This window comes from Achromobacter colocynthidis, assembly GCF_057334535.1.
The window spans coordinates 202,032-221,360 of sequence record NZ_JBHFIZ010000022.1 but is presented as its reverse complement, the minus strand read 5'-3'; the positions used below and the strand labels follow the sequence as shown (position 1 = coordinate 221,360).

Sequence of the window (19,329 nt, the reverse complement as noted above, 5' to 3'; positions counted from 1 at the left end):
CCGCAATGCTGCCCCAATACGCCGATGCGCAAGATCGCTCGCAGCATTCACGAGGATGCACGCGATGTAGCCAGGCGTATCGGCGCCACCGTGCAATACCAGCGCTCACGTCACGAACGAAAGAAAGTCGAGGTGCTGTTTGCACACCTCAAACGTATTTTGAAGATCGACCGCTTGCGGTTGCGCGGACTTACTGGTGCAGCAGACGAATTCACGCTTGCAGCAGCCGTTCAGAACCTACGTCGTCTTGCGATGCTTACCTCTCCGGGACCACCGGTTCAGGGCACAGGTGCGCCCAGTTGAGGCGAAACCCACCGATTAACAAGGCAACCGGGCATCAGTACCCGGTTCCAATCGAAAAAATGGCGAAAGCCGCCAAGTCATCGGCCTTGTAAGCGCGACCAATCGCGACGAGCAATCGAGTTTTTCAACAGAATCGGTCGAAAGCCGACCATCACACCCATCCCCATCGCCCCCTTCCCCTATACTCCCCCCACTACCCCATCCCCGGTAGTTCGGTTTGGAAGCCGAAAAGCTATAGAGGCCGTCCGCCACTCAGGCGGCGTTTTCACGTCCTCGCGTCCTTACTCGCGAATTCGTCGCCACTATAGGTAGCCCCCATGCCCCACCACCCCCTCATCCAAAATCCCTGGTCCATCGACACCGACCCTGAACTCGGCCTCGTCCCTCTGGCGCATCTTCATCACATCGACCGCACCCGCCACGCCATCGACGCCATCGCGCGCTTGGTCGGCAACAGCGCATTCGAACCTGACGCGACCGGCAGTAAACCCTTGGACCCATGGACCATCGCCGCATTAATGGGCGGGGTGCAAAGCATGTGCGACTACGTTGGCACGCTGACCGATGCAATGTTGGAGCAAGCCCGCTCAACCAGCACCGGTACAGAAATGGACCGGTCCCTGCACCATGCAGCCAGCCCCATCCCGTCCTGACTGCCCGCAACGGCGCACCCTGCCCCGCACTACAGCCCCGGCCACATCCCGCCATCCAGCCTGATGTTCGCCCCCGAGATATAGCCGGCCCTGGGGCTGACCAGAAACGACACGGCATCTGCAATCTCTTCCAGCGTGCCGACGCGCCCCATCGGCACGTCGGCGAAAATGGGCAGCGCGGTCTTCTCGATGTCGCTCCATGGCGCATCCATCGCCAATCCCCGGGTAGCCGCCGCCGCACGAAAAGCCTGCTCCAGGCTGGCGCTGCGTATCGTTCCGGGCGACACGCAGTTGGCGGTGATTCCGTCCTTGGCAACGGACTTCGCCAACGACGCCGTCATGGCGATCATGGCGGCTTTGGCGGCCGCGTAGTCGGGCCGTTTGGCAGGCGGCATCAGCGCGGCCAGGCTGGAGATGTTGACGACTCGGCCCCATTGCAATTCGCGCATGCCGGGCAGCAGGCGTGTCGTAACCCTGACCGCCGCGAGCACATTCTTGTCATACCCTAGCGCCCAGGTGTCAGGCCGAGTTGTGGTCCAGTCCTCTGATGGCCCTGACCCGCCGGCGTTGTTGACGACGATCTGTACGGGCTTTACGAAGGACTGTGCTTGATCTATCAGGCGTTGCACGTCGTCTTCGTTCGTCAGGTCACCGACCACGACGTAAGCGCGTCCGCCCTGGGCGACGATGTCGTTGGCCGCTTCCTCGGCCTTGGCTTTGTTGCGGCCGTGCAGGACGACGATGGCGCCTTCTTGGGCCAGTGCTTGGGCAATGCCCTGGCCGATACCTTTGCTGCTGCCTGTGACCAGGGCAACTTTTCCGTCCAACTGCAAATCCATCGCATAATTTCCCATGACTATCGCCAGCGCCACATTTAAGGACAGTTGAATGAGTCAGGCAATTACGCACTTAAAGGTGCCTATGGACGAAGAGCAGCGAGACGCCTGTCTGGGTGCGGATGGATCGGTAGCCCATGTTTCCCGTGTGCTGCGCATGATCAGCGGACGATGGAAGCTGCCGATTTTGTTCCGTCTATTCGCCGAGCCATCGCTGCGCAGTTCGCAGTTGCTACGCGACATTCCCGATATTTCGCAGAAGATGCTGACGCAGCATTTGCGGGAATTGGAAGCCGATGGGCTGGTGAAGCGCGAGGACTTCAACGTGCAGCCGCCGCGCGTTGAATACAGGCTGACCCAGGCAGGCATGGGCTTGATGCCGGTGCTGATGGCGTTAAGGGAGTTCTCTCGGGATCACGCGACTACACGCGAATCGTTCTAGTGAAGTTTGCCGCGACGATTTGCGCTACGACTGCCGCCAATCGTGAATCGTTGCCCGACGATTTAACATTGTCTTCGCTGTGTTTGTAGCCCAAGCTACGCAGAACGTACTCCTGTGCATGGACCACAGACCCTTGGGCATTCAAGAATTCAGTTGCCACAAGCCAGGTCCGGTCGTCACCCGTGTCCAAGAATCCGCCCGTTCTTCGTTGATTGGAAATTGATTGCGCGTACAGGAACCAATTTCCATCGCTGTAGATAATGATGTTTGACGGAGCGACCCAATGCAGGGAATTGGGTTCCCACGTGGGAAATTGAACGTCCCACATTTTGTAGCTCGCTGGGGCAAGCTCACGTTCAACGGCCAGTTCTCCATTGGCTGTAACACGCTCGTCAATATCCTCGCCGGAATGCTTGTCGCTCATGTCTATCTCCGTGGTGGCGGCTGCGGCTTCACTGAACAGAAAGCCGATCGAGAGGAAGCGTTCCTCACGGAAGATCGTAGGAGGTTGAGCTGTTTCCTACGTACTCAAAATTATGTATGGCGCCAAGGAGATAAGCAGTGCCTCGCCGGTGCAGCCCATCGAGCCGGCGCGCAGAGCGCTTGGCAACTTCGAATAACGATCACGCGCTGACCCTAGCCCAACAATCGAGTCCGACCGGGATATCGCAAAACCAGGCCTCTACTGCATTGCCAGCAATTCAAGTCGGCTCCAGATATCGGTAGACCCGGTTCTTTGACGATAGTCATAGATCACGGGCTTCCACTGCGCGTAGGTGCGGGCGGCGTGTACGCGGCCATAGTCTGCAAGCATGGGGCCGTAATGACCGCACTCGATTTCGAAGGCAAGCTCTTCGATGGCATTAAGAAGGTTCACGACCGGCTTGCTTGAATCAACCCTGGACTCGAAGGTCTCTGGGGTCACTCCGCTGGTCAATATCTGCATTTCCAGATCCACGACTCGATGGCGAATCTCTGCTATATACCTCGTTGTGTCCCTGTGCCGGTCTCTTTCGAATGCCTTCCGCGTAAGCGACCACTGGCGAGCCGCATATAGGATGCCCGCTAGAACCAGCACATGCCCTATCGCTGTAAGGACGATGCTCCATCGTTCATACTGAGTCATATCAACCTCGCTATCTGTCACCAACCGGGCAAGTGGTAGCACTTTAAATCGCGCCAAGCCTGATATCCCAACTCCCCCCTCTGCCCCCCATCATGCCCATCAACTTCCCACCCATCGAAGACGGTTTCATGGACCTCGTGCGCCCTCACCCCGCATTCGCCGGTTGGCGCAAGCGCAAGCGTTGCCTGTGGCGCACGATTAACGAGGTGGAACAGGGCCTGGTACTCAACCGCTACAAGGACTCGTTCGAGAATCGGCAACTGGTCTCGATCGGCGTCTACGTTTCCGTACCGCATAAAGGCGAATGGCCCGTCTACGTGCCCACCGAGGTCTGGGACAAGGGTCGGCTCTATCGACGTGCGTATCTCGTACCCGGCCAGGGTCTGGTTCCGGAAGACACGTTTGCCAGCGGCGCGCCGGTGGCGCTGTGCGAACCCGAAGAACTGCCCGCTTGGCTGGCCACGCTGCCGGACGATATCGACCAGCACATTGCGCCTTGGTTCAAGCAATTCGAGACGCTGGAAGCCGCCACCTACGACTATCAAATTCCGACGTGGCGGCTACAGAAGGCCGGGCTGATTCCCTGATCTAACAATAGTGCCAGACTGCAATTTCGCAGCGGAATTGCAGTCTGACACCTTATCTCGACACCTTATCTGGGCGGTCAGCCCGGACCGTCGCTCGCAGCCGCAAGAAGCGGCACCAAGATGTCGCTGATCGGCGTCGGAACGCCATGCGCCCGGCCGCGACGCGCGATGATGCCGTTGCGAATATCCCATTCCAGTGGCCGGCCAGCTTCCCGATCCGCGAGAATGGACGTGCCCATGTCTGCGGGTGCCGACTGGAATTTGTCGAGAATCTCTTGCGGCACTTCGTCGCCAAGTTCAATGCCCTCTGCGCGTGCCACGGCCAAGCATTCCCGCAAGTAGGCCAACGCCAGCCCGGCGATGTCAGGACGGCCGAACATGCCCGAGCGACGAGACGTGAGCACCATGAGTCCCGCCACGGCGTTCTGCATCAGCTTGCGCCAGGCGAGAGCGCTGAAGTTTTCGGCCAAGTCCACGTAGCACTGCGTGCCTTGCAGCGCTTCGGCCACGACGCGGGAAGCAGACGTATCAGGCAGCGTCAGGCGCACGTCGCCGCGCAGGCGTACCGAGCCATCGGATTGCGCCTGTGCCGGAAACCACACGACAGCGGGAACGATTCGTCCGCGTGGAGCGCGCGGTCCAACCTTCTCTAACTGCTCGAGCCCGTTCTGCAAGACGCACACGACTGTCTCTGGGCCGACCAGCACGGCGAGCCATTCGGCTGCCGCCTCGATCTGCGTGGTCTTGACGGCAAGAAAGACAAGATCAGCCGTACGAGTAATCTGCGTTGGGATCGTCCGAACCGGACCCGGGACGGTCGTAGAGCCGCCGCCCTCTAGCAGCGTCAGGTGATCGCGGGGAGTCCGTCCACACAGCAATGGCGTGCGGCCGACCTTATGCAGCATCGCCGCAACTGTGGTGCCGATCGCACCAGGACCCACTACAGCAATAGGGTTGGTTTCAGTGTTCATCAAAGCGGATTCCTTTGTGGGCCATCTCGCGTGTCGCATGATGGATGCCGTGGTGGCGCCAATTATCCGTCCAGCTTGAATTGACGGCGAGCGTTGGGTAGATGCTTCGTTCGTTATTTAATACAAACTATGATTGCAAAAAAGTAAATCAACAGAGGGCAGCCGTGCCACGTCCCGATCTCAATCTTCTTCTGGCGCTGGATGCGCTGCTCGACGAGGGCAGCGTTATCGGCGCCGCGCGCCGCATGCACTTGAGTGCGCCGGCGATGAGCCGCACCTTGAGCCGCATCCGGGAGGCGCTGGGCGATCCCGTGTTCGTCCAGGTCGGCCGCAAGCTCATGCCTACTCCCAAAGCGTTGGCACTGCGTGAACAGGTGCGGGCAGCGGTCGAACAGGCCTCGCAGGTGTTCGCTTCCGATGCCGAGATCGACCTGAAATCGCTGGATCGGCGTTTCAACGTGCGCGCCACCGATGAGTTTGTAAGCATCCATCTGGGCCATCTTCTGGATGCGATGGCGCGGGACATGCCACGGGCGATGCTGCGCTTTTCGCCGGAGGAAGACGACGTGGACGAAGAGGCGCTGCGCAATGGCCGCATCGACCTGTTCATCAGCGCCTCGCGCAAGCTGGGGCCCGAGATTCGTGTGCAGTCCCTGTTCACCACGACGTTCGTGGGTGTCGCGCGCGCCAACCATCCGATTTTCGACGACGAGATCACGCCCGAACGCCTTACGCGCTGGGAGCACATCAACGTGTCGCGGCGCGGCAAGGCCGCCGGGCCGCTGGATGCCGCGCTGGAAGCGCAGGGCCTGCGCCGGCACGTCGCCCTGGTGGTGCCCAATCCGTACACGGCGCTGTTCGCATTGCAAGATTCGGATCTGCTGCTGCCCCTGCCCCGGCATCTGGCCAGCGCCGCGCTGTCCGCGGGCCTGCACATTCGCGTGTTCGACCTGCCGACGCCGCTGGAAACGGTGCTGCTGACGCAGGCCTGGCATCCGCGCCTGGAGGGTGATCCGGCCCATCAATGGCTGCGGAAAACCATCCATACGCTTTCCAACGAGAGCCAGGCACAGGCGGCCAAGCGCGCCAAGCCATAGGAAGGTGCTTGGCCCAATGCGTGCGTCTTACGCAATCGTTGGAGTGCAATAAATTCACTTTTCGGAATGATTGGCCCTACCTACAGTGATGCGTATTGATCTCTGTAGAAGGGTTGCAACGTGCATTCGGCGAACGTGCCTGAAGCAAATTCGGGCGTCTCTCCACGCCATTCCCGGTTTCGGGACGGCTTGGCGCGTGGGCTGCCTTATCTTGATCTGACGACGCCACGCGCAACCTACGTAATGCGTTCTATCCTGGCCGCTTGCCTGGCCTTGGTGGTGGCCTATCTGCTGGAACTGCATGCGCCCTACGCGGCGGCTTCCAGCGTGCTGCTCGTCATCAACCCTGTCCAGGGCGGCGTGATCGGCAAAGGGGTGTGGCGGGTGCTGGGCACGCTGGTCGGGATGCTGGCGGCCTTCGTGCTGATGAGCGCCTTCGGCCAAATGCCCTGGCTCTTTCTGTTCGGGTTCGGCGTATGGCTGGGGGTGTGCGTGGTGGGCATGACGCTGCTGCGTCATTTCCGGGCCTATGGCGCCACGCTGGCGGGCTATACCGTGGGCTTGGCGGCCTACGGCGCCATGCAGCATCCGGAACGCACCTTCGATCAGGTGATGGGGCGTGGCGCGTCCGTGCTGATCGGCGTGGTTTGCCTGGCGCTGGTGTCGGCCGTGTTCAGCAGCCGCAGCGTACATAGCCGCCTGGCCATACTGCTCGACCGCCTTGCGGCCGCGCCGGCGGGCGTGTTGGCGACGCATCACCAAGCTATTCAAGGCAGCGCGGAGCCGGGCGCCAAGCCCCTGGATGCCGGACGACGCTCGCTCATCACCGAGGTGTATGGCGTGGACGATCTGCTGGCGCTGGGCAAGGCCGAGTCCGCTGATCTGGCCCATCGCGCCGGCACGGTGCGGCACACGATGGTGTCGCTGTTTTCGGCCTTGGTGGGCGGCGCGCCGCCCCTGCGCGAACACAGCCCCGGCCTCGCTACGCTGAGTGCGTTGCAGCCGGACTGGGAGGAAGCATGGCGGGAGGTCGCGCAGGCGCTGGCGCAGGAAAGCGGCTCGGCCGAGCGCGGCCCGACCGAGCGCGGCCCGACCGGACACGGCCCGACCGGACGCGGCCCGACCTCAACGACGCGAGCCATCGAGCGACTGATCGCCCTGCGCGCCCGGCTGGTGGCGGTCCTTTCCTCGACCTCGCTGGACGATGCCTCCGAGCAAGCCGCCTTGATGATCGCAGGCGATCGCTTGATCGAGCAACTGGACGATTACCTGCAAGCCATTGAAGGTATCAAGCGCTTCCACCAAGCCACACCGACGCCGGCGCGCGTGTCCGTGCCGTTTCACCGCGACACGGTGGCGGCTTTCCAGAATGGCGTGCGCGCCCTGCTCACTGTGTTGATGGGAGGAGCGTTCTGGATCGCCACCGGCTGGACGGAAGGCAACATGATGCTGGCGGGCTTGGCGGCGGCATGCGCCCTGCTGTCCACTGCGCCCAATCCCGCGCTGGGTGCGGCCGAATTCATCAAGGGCACGGTGGCCGCCGTGGCGATGGCCTTTCTGTGCACTTTCATCGTGCTGCCGCACGTCTCGGGCCTGCCGCTGCTGCTGGTGACCCTGAGCCTGTTCTGGCTGCCTGGCGTGTATGCCACCACGATGCCGCGCTATGCGCTGGCGGGCGTGGCCTATCTGGTGGCGTTCACGACCCTGGCGGCGGCGGACAACCCCATGCGCTACGACTTTGCACTGTTCCTAAATGGCGCAGTGGCCTGGATCCTGGCGACATGTTTCACGCTGCTTGGCTTCAAGATCGTGCTGCCGCGCAACGGGGCGCGCGACGTCACGCGCTTGCGCCAGCGCATCCGCGACGCGGCGCTGGCCACCTTGCGCAACGAGCCGCCCGATGCAGCGGCCTGGCAATGGCGCCAGCAACACCGCATCGCGCAACTTGGCGCCTTGCTCAGGACGCAGCCGCAGGCGATGGATCGCGCCATCGCCCAGGCGCTGACCAGCCTGCATCTGGGGCGGGAAATCCTGCGCCTGCGACGCTGGCTGCGGCAGGCGCCCCAGGACGCCGAATGGCCGCGCGTGGTGGCGCGCACGCTGCGCCATCTGCGCCAGCGGGCCGATGTTCCCGCGCGGGCCGCACGCCATGCCCGCCGCGCAGCGACGTCCTTGGCGCGTTTGCCGGTGCGGTCCAACGCCACGATGGATGAGGTGCGGCGCGTGGCGGTCGTGCTGCTCGACATCGCCGCGCTGCTGGAACGCCATGCGAACGACGTTCCTTATTCCTCTGAAGGCCACACCCATGCTCAGTGAATTTTCTTTGGCCGGCATCTACCTGCCACCGTTCCTTGTGTACGCCTGCCTGGCGCTGCCTATCTATATGGGCCTTCGCTTCGTGTTGGTGCGTTGCGGGGTGCTGCGCTGGGTGTGGCATCCGGGCCTGTTCGAGTTCGCCATTTCCCTTTGTCTTGTTTCCCTGTTGGTGCTTTATGTCTGAACGTTCATTTCCCGCCAAGCTCGTGCTGCGCGCAGGCCTCACCCTGGCGGTGGTCGTTGCTGCCGGGTTTCTGGTCAGCGCGCTGTGGCGCGCCTACGTCGTCGCCCCCTGGACCCGCGATGGCCGTGTCAGCGCGCAGATTGTGCGTATCGCTCCCGAGGTGTCAGGCACCGTCGTCGAGGTCTCGGTCATGGACGATCAATACGTCAAACAAGGTGACCTGCTCTATCGCATCGACAATGCCAGCTTCGCGCTGGCGTTGGCCCAGGCAGAAGCGCAGTTGGCATCCGCCGAGGTGTCCTTGCGCCAGAAACCCGACGAGGCACGGCGACGCCGGGGCATGGAAAGCCTGGTGCCGGCCGAAGACATCCAGCGGGCGAACCAGGCGGCCGCCATCGCCCGGGCCGACCTAAGCAGTGCACAGGTCGCCGTGGACAGGGCGAAGCTGGATCTTGCACGCACTGAACTGCGTGCGCCAACCGATGGCTACGTCACGCGCCTGCGATTGAACAAGGGCGACTACGCCGTGACGGGGCAACCCAACATCGCCCTGATCGACGCCCACAGCTTCTGGATCACCGGCTACTTCGAGGAAACCAAACTGCGCGGCATCCAACCCGGCGCGGCGGCGCGGATCCGCCTGATGGGGTACGACCAGGTGTTGCCGGGGCGGGTGGCCAGCATCGGGCGAGGCATTACCGACAGCAACCAGCAGGCCGACGCGCAAGGCCTGCCAAGCGTGGAACCCAGCTTCAGTTGGGTGCGGCTGGCGCAGCGCATCCCGGTGCGCGTCGAATTCGAGCATGTCCCGCATGACGTCCTGCTGGCGGCCGGCATGACCGGCAGCATCGAGGTCACGCCCTCGCCAGGCGCGCCGGTGCCCCAGGGCCGGCTGATCTCGCTGCTACACCGCTGGATGTGAGGCAAGGCCATGCATGTACCTATCCCTCGCACCCAGTCGCGCCTTCGGCAGGCGCTGCTTCCTTCCCTGTTGGCATTCCTGACCGGCTGCTCCACCGTGGGGCCGGATTACCGCACGCCGACGCTGGATGTGCCCGCGCACTGGATTGATGCCGACGCCGCCATGTCCGATGGCGACCACGATGGCCTGCGTACGTGGTGGCGCACCTTCCAGGATCCCTTGCTGGACCGCCTTGTCGAACAGACCCTGGCGCACAATCAGGATCTGGACATCGCCTTGGCACGCCTGCGCCAGGCACGCGCCGAGCGCGTGCAAATCGCCTCGGCCGCCTTGCCCGAGGTCTCGGCCGGAGCCGCCGGCGAAGCAACACGCGGCAGCAAGGCACTCAGCTCGCAGCCTGGCGGACAGGCGCGAGCCTGGCATCTGGGCTTGGATGCGAGTTGGGAGCTGGACCTGTTCGGCGGCACGCGCCGCGCGGTCGAGGCCGCCGATGCCGGCATCCAGGCGTTGGCCGAGGACCGTCGTGCGCTGCAAGTAAGTCTGGTCGCCGAACTGGTGGCCGATTACGCCGGGCTGCGTGCCGCGCAACTGCGCCTGGCCATCGCACAAGACAACATTCGTACGCTGGCCGAAACCGAGCGCTTGGCCGAACAAGCGCACCGCAGTGGCCTGGGCACGCTGGCCGACGTCACCCTGGCACGTGCCGAGCGCGAAACTGCCGAGGCGCAGCCGCCCTTGCTGGACGCGGAAATCGCCCGTTTCAGCCATGCCATCGGTGTGCTGGCGGGTGGGTTTCCCGGGGACTGGCATGCCGACCTCGCAACGTCCGCGCCGGCTTTGCCCATGCCAGCCGATCTGCCTCTGTCACTGCCGTCGGACGTCATTCGCCAACGCCCCGACCTGCGCGCCGACGAACGACGCCTGGCCGCCGCCACCGCGCAAATCGGCGTGGCGCAGGCCGCACGCTTTCCCACATTCCGTATTCCCTTGGGGCTGGGCACCACCGCCAGCGTCATCCACGACCTGTTCTCAGGCGCCAGCCTGGCGTGGTCGGCGGCCGTGCAGGGCAGCCAGCCTCTCTACGACGCCGGCCGCGCGCGCGCAGGCGTGACCGCGGCACAGGCGAACGCCGACGCCGTACGGCGCGTCTACGAACGGGACGTACGTTCGGCGCTGCGCGACGTGGAAGACGCTTTGACCGCATGGACCAGCCAACGCCAACGACAAGCCGCGTTGCAGAAGGCCGCGGCCGCCAGCCAACAAGCCCTGGAACAGACCCGCCAACTCTACGCGCGCGGGTTGAGCGCTTACCTGCCGGTGCTGGTGGCGCAGCGCAGCCTGAACCAGGCACGCGATGCGTTGGCCATCAGCCAGTTGGCGCAATTGCAAGGAGGCATTGCCTTGTACAAGGCGTTGGGGGCTGGGTCGTCGGACGCGGCATTGGCTCCTTAGATGCCGGTGTAAGCAGCCGGCACGTTGAAGCCGCCCACCCTTAAAACGGCACCATCACCTTCAACGTCCCGCTGTGGCTGCGCACATGCTCGGAAAACTGCCCGTCATACTGCAGCCGAAAATCCACGCCCCCTGCTCGCATCACATGCAGCCCCGCCCCAACCTTCCCCACCACATCATCAATAGGCAGCGTCGTATCAAACGACCCCGTCCCGGCAGGCGCGCCGCGCAGGCGTGCGCTGGACGTCCAGTCATTCTTCGACAGGAACGACACACCCGCGTACAGGAACGGCCGCAGTATGGCGCCATCGGGCAGCTCTGCGCGTCCGCCGAATTCGATCATGGGTGACAGGCCCAGGATGAACTGGTCGCTGCCGTCCACCGACAAGGCCAGCGGATTTGATCCCGACTCCTGGTATCCCGGCATGCGGGTGTAGCTGGCGTCGACGTCCAGGTAGGGCTTCACATACATATTGTCGTAAGCGAACGTGCGGGCGGCGCGCAGGCGCGCGTTGAAGCCGTAGACATCGGGATGGCTGGTCAGGGTGTCTTGGTATCCCGCGATGTCGATGTTGCGATCCATGCGATAGCCGCCGTAGCCGCCGCCCACCGCCGCCGAGAACACCCACTGCCCTTCCTCGCGCTTGACCACCGCGCCGACATAGCCGCTGTCGCCATCGCCGCGCACGTTGCCGTTGGTGGCGCGCACTTTGCTGTTTTCATAGGCAGCCGAGCCGCCCACGAACCAGCCCGGGCTGACTTCACGCTGGCCACCAAACTGGTAGGTCACCGTGTCGTAGCTGAAGCCCGTCGTGCCCTTGCTGCCGTCCTGGTCGGTAGTGCGCCCCGTGACCTGGCCCCAGAAGCAATTCTGCTCGCCGGTAAATGCGGCGACGCCGGTGAACGTGGGGCACGACATCATTGCGCCAGTGAATTGCCCAAGGTTTGCGGCCGACTGCACGGCGGGCGCGGCCGTGACGCCCGGCGACAGGTTGGCCACGCTGTCTTGATAGGCGCCGGCCCCCACACGCGAAGCCTGGTCCAACTGGCCAAACAGCGGCGCCAGGGCAGAATTGCCGCCGGCGTCCCAGATGCGCTGAAGGTGATTCGCCACCTGCCCCTGGTTTGATTTCAGCTGCATCGATGACGCATTGAAGTTAGCGGCCGACACGCGGATGCGGGTGTCCTGGCCGACCTGGCGCGTTGTGTAATCGAAGACGGGGCTGTCCATGGCGTCCGCGCTGCCTTGGGAATCGCCCTGCACTGTCAGCACCGTCAACTCGCGGTCGGGCAAAAGCGCGGCGGCCAGCACGTCGATCTTGCCGTTCAGGTCGCCATTGCCTTGCACCACCATCCGTGACGCGCGCATCTTGTCGAAATCCACGTCGGCGCGCAGGACGCCGCTATCGGCCTGCCGGAAATTGCCGCTTACGGTCAGGGTCTGGAATTGGCCTGGCGAGCCAATCACGATCAGCCCCGAGTTGATGACGTTGGCCTGGTACGCAACGGCCGCGTTGGCAACGCCGCCTGGCTGCACGTAGATATTGCACGCGCCGGTGGAATCGCTGTTGCCGCAAAAGACGTTGCCGCTGACGGTACCGGTGTTGTTCAGAGTAAGAAAGGAACCCGCCGCCGTTGTGGAATCGCCATTGAACATCAACGCCGTGTTCGACAACGCGCTCAGTGAGCCGCCTGCGTTGACGTTGACGACGTTGTTGCGGCCGTCCAGTATCCACACGCCCTTGCCGCTGTTGGTGCCGCCCACCACGCTGCCGTTGATGTTGACCGTGACGCTCTGTTCGCCTTGTCCGCCCTGGCTTTGCGCCATGATGCCCGTGGAATCCGAACCCTTTGCGCTAAGCGTTCCGCTTTGGTTGACGGTGACGCTGCTTGCGTAGCCCGCGCTGCTGCTTACCGATCCTGCAAAGCCGCCCTGCGGGCCGCCGGCCAGGCCGCCGCCACCGCCGATGGACTGCGCGATGATGCCGTAGGAATTGGCGCCCACGGTCGACAGGTTTCCGTTAAAGGAAACCGATACGCTGCCGGCGCTGCTGGAGTTGAACGTGCTAGGCAGAAACCCGGCAGGGTTCGTGGTGATCAGCTTTGTCGTGTCTCCCAGGATGCCGCCGCCGTCGGCGATGGACTGCGCCACGATGCCGTGCGCGCCCGCGCCATGCGTGTTCAGGGTGTATTGCAGGTCCAGGTTCACCGAACCGCCATTGGAATTGCCCCCGCCCAAGACCGTCGTGCCCACGCCGGTTGCGGTGCCGGACGAAACGATGCCCCCGCCGCCGCCGATTGATTGCGCGATAACGCCAATCGCCCGATCGCCATAGGTGTTCAGGTTGAGGCCGACGGACGCATTGATCGGGCCGCCCGTGCCGCCAACGCCGGCGCTGCCCGCGTGCAGGTTGAATTGCTGGCTGCCCGGGCTTGCGGCGGATGTCGTGTTGCCGGCCATTGCAATACCGCCGCCCCCGCCAATGGACTGCAAGACCAGTCCGTGGGCGCTGTCGCCGTTGGTCTGGATGGAGGCATAGCTGCCGCCGGTTACCGTGACGTTGCCGCCCGCTCCACCGCTGCCACCCGTGGCTCCAACACGCAGCGAGCCCTTGGCCAGCGGCGATCCGGTGGCGCCCATTCCGCCGCCGCCGCCAATGGACTGCATGACGATGCCCATGGCGCCATAGCCAGACGTGTTGAAGCTGTTGGTGCCGTTGCCATTCAGGAAGGCATTGATGCTGCCGCCCGCGCCGCCAGACCCGCCGGAACCGCCCACCGAAATCGACACGTTGGATGAAGAAATGCTGGATGACGCGGTCGATGCCCCGCCCGCGCCGCCGCCACCGCCAATGGATTGCAGTACCGCGGCGTCCGCGTAGTCGCCGAAGGTATTTGTGGAAGCGCCAAGGCTGGCGGCCGTGGAAGAGGTTCCGATTGCGCCGCCATTGCCGCCGGCGCCACCATTGCCGCCAACCGAGACGTTGAACTGGTACGTCGTACCCGAATCGCCCAACGAGTCCGATGCGCTGTTCTCGCTGGTGCCGCCCACCGCACCGCCCAGGCCGCCCGAGCCGCCAATGCTCTGCACCAGCAAGCCGTCGGCATCCGCGCCATGGGTGGTGACACTGCCATCGCTGTTCAAATTGATGGTGCCGCCGTAGCCACCACCGGTACCGCCACGGCCGACCGACACGGTGCCCCGGACGTCGGTCGAGCCGTCTTCGCTTTCGCTACTGACGGCAAGCCCGACCTGGCCGCCTTGCGACGAACCGCCGCCACCGCCGATGGACTGAACCAGCACCGCGCGCGCGCCGTCGCCGTGGGTGACGACCGTGCTGGAGGGGTCGACGGTCAGCGAAGCCGTGCCGCCCTGCCCGCCGGCGCCGCCGATGCCGCCTACGTTCGCCGTGATGGATACGTTGGCATCCACATTCGGGCTACGGCCGGTGGCGGAGCCCACGCCGCCCGACCCGCCGCCGCCGCCGATGCTTTGCAGCACCAGGGCGTTCGCGGAGTCTCCCCACGTGGTGATGGTGCTGCCCGCCAAGCTAAGCGTGGCAGTGCCACCATAGCTGCCCGGCCCGCCGCTGCCACCCACTGACGACTGAACGGTGCCGCCCACGGAATCTCCGGTGCCAACCACCGTCGACAGCGCCGAGGCGCTGCCGCCCAGGCCACCGCCGCCGCCGATGGATTGCACCAGCACGCCCTGCGAGTTGGCGCCGTAGGTGGTCAGAATCGAGTTATTGATGGCCGACGACGCCGTGCCGCCTGCGCCGCCCGTTGCGCCGGAACCGCCCATCGCAAACGTCACCGCCACGCCAAAGGACGCGTCCTCGTCCGGAACGGCAATCGCCAGGGCTTTCGCCACGGACGCGCCACCTGCTCCGCCACCGCCGCCGATGGATTGCACGACCACGCCGTGCGCGTCGCCATTGGTGGTGCCCGACGACCCTGTCGTCAGGCTTGCGTTGGAAACATTGCCCACTGCCGTACCGCCCGCGCCACCGCTGCCGCCGGTGCCGCCCACCGCAACGGCGATGGCAAACCCCACGCCGGCGTCGTAGGAAGACGCCGCGCCGCCGGTCCCGCCGCCGCCACCGATGGACTGCGACACGATGCCGTAGGCATGGTCCCCGCTGGTATTCAATGTGTAGCCGTTCATGCCGACGGTGGACGAGCCGCCGTTGCCGCCGCCTCCGCCCTGGCCACCAATGACGGCCACACCGTTTGCCGCGCCGCCGTCCCCGCCGCCACCCCCGATGGACTGGCCCAACATCCCGATTGATCCCGTGCCGCTGGTGCTCAGCCCGCCGGACTGGTTGATATTGACCGTGCCGCCAGACACCGCCGTGCCGCCCGCGCCGCCCAACGCGATGATGCCGCTGCTGACGCCCGCTGTTCCGCCGCCGCCGCCAATGGCCTGCGCCGAAATACCGTGCGAAGACTGGCCGGTGGTCGAGATCGACGATTGGCTGTTGATCGTGACCGTGCCGCTGGCCCCGCCGATACCCGCATCGGCGCCGGCGTTGCCGAACAGTTCGAAGTTGCCGGTGGTGACGCCACCGACGCCGCCCATGGACTGGCCGAGGATGCCGATGGAGTCATCGTTCCTGGTCTGGATGGAGCCGCCGGTGGTGGTTACGGTGACTGCCTCGCCCGCGCCGCCGCTGCCGGCGTTCTCGGGCGTGAAGTCGATGAGGCCGCTGCTGGTCTCGACCCCGCCGCCCGCGCCGCCCTGGCTGATTGCCGAGATGCCGTGCGACTGCACGCCATTGGTCTGGATGCTGGCATTGCCGTTCATGGCAATGTTGACCGTGCCGCCGTTGCCGCCGACCGCACCGTTACTGTCTTCGCGGCCCGCGCCGCCGTTACCGCCCAGCGTGATCACATTGACGCCGGGCAGGTAGTCGCCAGAGGTCGTGACCAACGACCCGCTGTTCAGCGTAACGGCGGTGGTCGTGTTGCCGTTGCCGCCGCCGTACCCGCCGATCTCGCCGCTGGTGTTGGTGATCGTCTGCGGGCCCATGCCCCCATTGCCCCCAAGCCCGATGACGACGATCCCGCCAGACGCCTTCGGCAGGCTGGTAGGCGCTACCGTCGACGTGCTGGCCACGGAGACCTGGCCGCTGTTGACGACGCTCATCGCGCCGAATTGGCCACCAGTGCCGCCGTTGTCGCTGCCGTCCGAAGACGTCATGCCGTTGCCACCCTGGCTCAAGATATACAGGCCGCGTACGCTGCCCAGCGCCGACCCGTTCACGTTCACCGATACGTTGCCGGTGTTGGTGATGAGGGTGGGATTCGAGTAATTGGTCGCTCCGGCGCTGGAGCCGCTGCCATTGGCATGCCCCCCATCGCCGGCGATGGATTCAGCGCCGATGCCCCAGGCGTAGCGCCCGGCGGTGCCGGTGACCGAGACCGAAGCGCTGTTGTTGATATTGACGATATTGCTGCCACCGCCATTGCCGCCGTTCTGATCGCCCGTCGCCGCACTGTCCTGGTTTCCGCCCACGACGCCGATGCTGGCGCCGTAGATACCCACGCCGCCATACGGCAGGTTCGACACGCTGATGTTGCCGCTATTCGTAACCGTGACGGCTGAACCATCGCCGCCCTGGCCGCCGTTGCCCCCGCCAATCACCGTGTCGCTGGCGTTGGCGCCAATACCGCCGACCGAGGCGCCATAGATGCCGAACTGCGATCCCGAATCCGCCCAGATGCCGGGTCCGCTGCCTTGCCCGCTGGCGGTCGGCGCGTTCTGCACCGTGATTGTCCCGCCGTTGTTGTTGATGGTGATGGTGCCGCCGTTACCGCCGTTTGTTGCGTTATTGCTGGTGTCGCTGGACCCCATGCCGCCGGTAAGCCGAACGAAGATGCCGCCCTGTGGGGCGCTGGGCTGCAACACTGCGCCGTTGTTGATCACCGTGTAGTTGCCACCGTAGTCGCCGATGTTGTCGCCGGTGCCCGCGCTGGCGGTATTGGTGACGTTGACCTGCGCCCCTGCCCCGCCCTGGCTGGACGAAATGGTGCAGGTGGTGGAATTGGAGGGATTGGTATCGACCGCCGGGCAACTCAACGCCGCGACGGCAGGCTGCGCCAGAATCAGGCCGACCGCAGTGACTGAGAACATCCCTAGCCAGTTCGCGGGGCGCGGCAGCGACCGACGCGGTTCAAAACCAGGGCACAGAGCGGCCCCTGCGCGCAAAGTCCGCTTTGCGGTCGCCTTCTTCATCTTCAACCCCTTGCAGCAAGCCCGTAACAACAGGCCGCATTAGTTTTCTGATTAATTCTGATCTCGGGGATTTTTAGCACGCAGGACGAAGGCGAGCTTTACTGCTTCGACGAAACGTATTTTTCAGTCGACGAATCGGTGCCAGGTTTGTCAAAAAACCACAACGACAGTCCGTGCGCGTCAGCCCGTCGACATCTATGATGATTTTTTGCAACCGGCCCCTCAAGGGAGACACCCATGCCCTCGGTACCATTCAAACAAGTTGATGTGTTCACCAACGTTCCGTACCAGGGCAACCCGGTCGCGGTCGTTCTTGACGCGGAAGGTCTCAGCGACGAGCAGATGCAACGCATTGCCAACTGGACGAACCTGTCGGAGACAACGTTCGTACTGCCCGCCACGCAAGCCAATGCCGATTACCGCGTCCGCATCTTCACGCCCCATTCCGAGCTTCCCTTCGCGGGACACCCCACGCTTGGCACCGCGCACGCGCTGCTGGAAGCCGGGAAAATCGCCCCGAAAGACGGCGCGCTTACCCAAGAGTGCGCGGCAGGCTTGATCCCACTGACCGTGACGGAATCTGACGCGGCCAGCCCGGTGATTGCATTCACCCTGCCGCAACCCAAGCTGGTGGCGTTGACCAGCGAACAGATCGTCGAGCTGGAAGCGATTTTGGGTATGCCGGTGAGGCGCGATCCCGCTCCCAAGTTCATCGATGTGGGGCCGGTCTGGACGATTGCGCAACTGGACAGCGCGGCCTCGGTACTGGCGTTGCGTCCGGACTTCGCGCGCATGGCCGCGTTTGACAAGCGCAATGCAGCGACCGGGGTCGTGGTCTTTGGGCCGCATGACAAGGGGTCGCTCACCGCGATTGAAGTGCGCGCATTTGCCCCAAGCATCGGTGTCAACGAAGACCCGGTGTGCGGCAGCGGCAACGGTTCTGTCGCCGCGTTTATTCGGGATGCCGGGCAGATCCAGACCTTTGGCAATCGCTTTCTCAGCGCCCAGGGTGCTGCCGTGGGCCGGGCGGGAAACATCGCGGTGACCTTCGACGGTGTAGACGTCATCCGCATCGGCGGTCAGTCGGTCACGTGCGTGGACGGAAGCATCGCGGTTTAGGTCATGCCACATCCACGACGATTTTTCCGCGCGCGCTTGCGTTGGTGATCGCGTCGTAGGCCGCTTCCGCTGACCGCAAGTCGAACCGGCAACAATGGTGTCAGACTGCAATTTCGCGGCAAAATTGCCTGCCGTCAGCAAAAAACCGGCGTGCGTCACAGTCGGCGCGGCGCATCTCGCACCGTCAGCGCCTGCTCAAAAAACGAAGACAGCAGGCGGCTTTCCCGGCGCTCTTGCAGGCAATACAGATAGGTCTCGGTGCGCACCGGGTCTCCTTCAATGCGTATCGCGCGAAACCGGGCGTCGGGAATGAACTCGGCCTCTGACACCGTGCCCAGGCCCAAGCCCCGCGCCACCGCTTCGCGCAAGGCTTCGCGGCTGCCGATTTCCATGACGGGGCGCGGCCGCACGCCGGCTTGCTCCAGGGCGGCCTCCAGCGCCGCGCGCGTGGTGGAACCGGCTTCCCGTTGCAACAAGGGCGCATCCTGCAAGGCGGACAACGGCACGCTGTCGAAGCGCGCCAGCGGATGCGACACCGGAGCGAAAAGGATGACGGCATGGCTGGCGTAATGCTCTGAGCTCAGGCCCGGCTCATCGCGCGCGCCGGCCAGCACCGCGATGTCGGTCACGTAGTTCTCCAGGTCGGCCAAGACTTCGGCGGAATTGCCGACCCGTATCGACAACTCCACGCCCGGATACAGCCGGTGGTAGGCATCCACCATTTCAATCACATGAAACGGGCCGACCGCGCCGATACGCAATTTGCCGGTATTGAGCTTGCCCGCGTCGTGCAGCAGATTGAAGGCATCCAGTTCCAGCGCGCCCAGTTGCTGGGCCACGGGCAACAGCGCCATGCCGACCTGCGTCAGTTGCGCGCCGCGTCCACGGCGATGAAACAGTTCCACCTCGTGCTGTTTTTCCAGCGCCTGGACCTGGGTGGTCACCGTGGGTTGCGCCAAGCCCAGCGCACGGGCGCCCGCGCTGAAACTACCGTGACGCGCGACGGCCAGGAAGGCGCGCAGGCGGGCAACCGACATATAGATTCCATCTATGGATGACTGATGAACGGCATGCTAAATCGAT

The 19,329-nt window shown here is 64.3% G+C and carries 16 protein-coding genes; 10 read left to right on the top strand and 6 right to left on the bottom strand.

All coding sequences use genetic code 11. The features are described 5' to 3' along the window. Together ACE04A_RS07930 and ACE04A_RS07925 are read left to right on the top strand one after the other, a co-directional pair. On the top strand, window positions 1-303 hold a 303-nt coding region (locus tag ACE04A_RS07930; RefSeq protein ID WP_485820022.1), incomplete at its 5' end, for a transposase. A 317-nt stretch (window positions 304-620) separates the two neighbouring features. Beyond that, window positions 621-956 carry a hypothetical protein gene (locus tag ACE04A_RS07925; RefSeq protein ID WP_448716135.1) on the top strand — a complete coding sequence of 112 codons (336 nt, stop codon included), beginning with the start codon at window positions 621-623 and terminating at the stop codon, window positions 954-956. Window positions 957-985: 29 nt separating this feature from the next. Here ACE04A_RS07925 and ACE04A_RS07920 read toward each other — a convergent pair whose 3' ends face one another. Beyond that, entirely contained in the window at window positions 986-1,810 is an 825-nt protein-coding gene (locus ACE04A_RS07920) for an SDR family NAD(P)-dependent oxidoreductase (RefSeq protein WP_448716136.1), read from the bottom strand. Between the two features lie 34 nt (window positions 1,811-1,844). Between ACE04A_RS07920 and ACE04A_RS07915 the strand changes: the two genes are divergently transcribed. Beyond that, the gene (locus tag ACE04A_RS07915; protein WP_448716137.1) at window positions 1,845-2,234 is read left to right on the top strand and encodes a winged helix-turn-helix transcriptional regulator; all 390 of its coding nucleotides are present in this window, start codon (window positions 1,845-1,847) and stop codon (window positions 2,232-2,234) included. On the opposite strand, the gene ACE04A_RS07910 is transcribed toward ACE04A_RS07915, so the two are convergent. Together ACE04A_RS07910 and ACE04A_RS07905 are read right to left on the bottom strand one after the other, a co-directional pair. Further along, the gene (locus ACE04A_RS07910; protein ID WP_448716138.1) at window positions 2,215-2,658 is read right to left on the bottom strand and encodes a hypothetical protein; all 444 of its coding nucleotides are present in this window, start codon (window positions 2,656-2,658) and stop codon (window positions 2,215-2,217) included. The genes ACE04A_RS07915 and ACE04A_RS07910 overlap by 20 nt on opposite strands. 258 nt (window positions 2,659-2,916) lie before the next feature. After that, window positions 2,917-3,111, bottom strand: a complete 195-nt coding sequence (locus tag ACE04A_RS07905) for a hypothetical protein (RefSeq protein ID WP_448716139.1) — start codon at window positions 3,109-3,111, stop codon at window positions 2,917-2,919. 341 nt (window positions 3,112-3,452) lie between these two features. Between ACE04A_RS07905 and ACE04A_RS07900 the strand changes: the two genes are divergently transcribed. Next, complete coding sequence (locus tag ACE04A_RS07900; RefSeq protein WP_448716140.1) at window positions 3,453-3,947, top strand: hypothetical protein; 495 nt, start codon at window positions 3,453-3,455, stop codon at window positions 3,945-3,947. Between the two features lie 77 nt (window positions 3,948-4,024). Here ACE04A_RS07900 and ACE04A_RS07895 read toward each other — a convergent pair whose 3' ends face one another. Further along, complete coding sequence (locus ACE04A_RS07895) at window positions 4,025-4,918, bottom strand: oxidoreductase (RefSeq protein WP_279996793.1); 894 nt, start codon at window positions 4,916-4,918, stop codon at window positions 4,025-4,027. A gap of 164 nt (window positions 4,919-5,082) precedes the next feature. Between ACE04A_RS07895 and ACE04A_RS07890 the strand changes: the two genes are divergently transcribed. The 5 genes from ACE04A_RS07890 to ACE04A_RS07870 all read left to right on the top strand — a co-directional run bounded on the left by ACE04A_RS07890 (window position 5,083) and on the right by ACE04A_RS07870 (window position 10,889). Continuing rightward, window positions 5,083-6,015, top strand: a complete 933-nt coding sequence (locus ACE04A_RS07890; protein ID WP_448716141.1) for a LysR family transcriptional regulator — start codon at window positions 5,083-5,085, stop codon at window positions 6,013-6,015. Window positions 6,016-6,258: 243 nt separating this feature from the next. Then, window positions 6,259-8,331, top strand: coding sequence for an FUSC family protein (locus ACE04A_RS07885; RefSeq protein ID WP_485820021.1), 2,073 nt, complete (start codon window positions 6,259-6,261; stop codon window positions 8,329-8,331). After that, complete coding sequence (locus ACE04A_RS07880; protein WP_050446448.1) at window positions 8,321-8,515, top strand: DUF1656 domain-containing protein; 195 nt, start codon at window positions 8,321-8,323, stop codon at window positions 8,513-8,515. The genes ACE04A_RS07885 and ACE04A_RS07880 overlap by 11 nt, the downstream gene beginning before the upstream one ends. Continuing rightward, window positions 8,508-9,437, top strand: coding sequence for an efflux RND transporter periplasmic adaptor subunit (locus tag ACE04A_RS07875; protein ID WP_485820020.1), 930 nt, complete (start codon window positions 8,508-8,510; stop codon window positions 9,435-9,437). Before ACE04A_RS07880 ends, ACE04A_RS07875 begins: the two co-directional genes overlap by 8 nt. A 9-nt stretch (window positions 9,438-9,446) precedes the next feature. After that, window positions 9,447-10,889 carry an efflux transporter outer membrane subunit gene (locus ACE04A_RS07870; protein WP_485820019.1) on the top strand — a complete coding sequence of 481 codons (1,443 nt, stop codon included), beginning with the start codon at window positions 9,447-9,449 and terminating at the stop codon, window positions 10,887-10,889. Window positions 10,890-10,929: 40 nt separating this feature from the next. On the opposite strand, the gene ACE04A_RS07865 is transcribed toward ACE04A_RS07870, so the two are convergent. Beyond that, a complete protein-coding gene (locus tag ACE04A_RS07865; protein WP_485820018.1) occupies window positions 10,930-17,025 on the bottom strand; it encodes an autotransporter outer membrane beta-barrel domain-containing protein in 6,096 nt (2,031 codons plus the stop codon). 339 nt (window positions 17,026-17,364) lie between these two features. Here ACE04A_RS07865 and ACE04A_RS07860 point away from each other — a divergent pair, with 339 nt between their 5' ends. Beyond that, window positions 17,365-18,246 carry a PhzF family protein gene (locus ACE04A_RS07860; protein ID WP_448716145.1) on the top strand — a complete coding sequence of 294 codons (882 nt, stop codon included), beginning with the start codon at window positions 17,365-17,367 and terminating at the stop codon, window positions 18,244-18,246. A 155-nt stretch (window positions 18,247-18,401) separates the two neighbouring features. Here the strand turns inward: ACE04A_RS07860 and ACE04A_RS07855 are convergent, their stop codons facing one another. Further along, window positions 18,402-19,283 carry a LysR substrate-binding domain-containing protein gene (locus ACE04A_RS07855; RefSeq protein WP_279996799.1) on the bottom strand — a complete coding sequence of 294 codons (882 nt, stop codon included), beginning with the start codon at window positions 19,281-19,283 and terminating at the stop codon, window positions 18,402-18,404. Window positions 19,284-19,329: the final 46 nt, after the last annotated feature.

What these genes read in the sequence shown, in the direction of transcription:
- ACE04A_RS07900 (WP_448716140.1), top strand. Translation starts at nt 3,453, where the DNA reads ATGCCCATCAACTTCCCACCCATCGAAGACGGTTTCATGGACCTCGTG.
- ACE04A_RS07870 (WP_485820019.1), top strand. Translation starts at nt 9,447, where the DNA reads ATGCATGTACCTATCCCTCGCACCCAGTCGCGCCTTCGGCAGGCGCTG.
- ACE04A_RS07885 (WP_485820021.1), top strand. Translation starts at nt 6,259, where the DNA reads ATGCGTTCTATCCTGGCCGCTTGCCTGGCCTTGGTGGTGGCCTATCTG.
- ACE04A_RS07895 (WP_279996793.1), bottom strand. Translation starts at nt 4,918, where the DNA reads ATGAACACTGAAACCAACCCTATTGCTGTAGTGGGTCCTGGTGCGATC.
- ACE04A_RS07920 (WP_448716136.1), bottom strand. Translation starts at nt 1,810, where the DNA reads ATGGGAAATTATGCGATGGATTTGCAGTTGGACGGAAAAGTTGCCCTG.
- ACE04A_RS07915 (WP_448716137.1), top strand. Translation starts at nt 1,845, where the DNA reads ATGAGTCAGGCAATTACGCACTTAAAGGTGCCTATGGACGAAGAGCAG.
- ACE04A_RS07925 (WP_448716135.1), top strand. Translation starts at nt 621, where the DNA reads ATGCCCCACCACCCCCTCATCCAAAATCCCTGGTCCATCGACACCGAC.
- ACE04A_RS07855 (WP_279996799.1), bottom strand. Translation starts at nt 19,283, where the DNA reads ATGTCGGTTGCCCGCCTGCGCGCCTTCCTGGCCGTCGCGCGTCACGGT.
- ACE04A_RS07880 (WP_050446448.1), top strand. Translation starts at nt 8,321, where the DNA reads ATGCTCAGTGAATTTTCTTTGGCCGGCATCTACCTGCCACCGTTCCTT.
- ACE04A_RS07875 (WP_485820020.1), top strand. Translation starts at nt 8,508, where the DNA reads ATGTCTGAACGTTCATTTCCCGCCAAGCTCGTGCTGCGCGCAGGCCTC.
- ACE04A_RS07910 (WP_448716138.1), bottom strand. Translation starts at nt 2,658, where the DNA reads ATGAGCGACAAGCATTCCGGCGAGGATATTGACGAGCGTGTTACAGCC.
- ACE04A_RS07860 (WP_448716145.1), top strand. Translation starts at nt 17,365, where the DNA reads ATGCCCTCGGTACCATTCAAACAAGTTGATGTGTTCACCAACGTTCCG.
- ACE04A_RS07865 (WP_485820018.1), bottom strand. Translation starts at nt 17,025, where the DNA reads ATGTTCTCAGTCACTGCGGTCGGCCTGATTCTGGCGCAGCCTGCCGTC.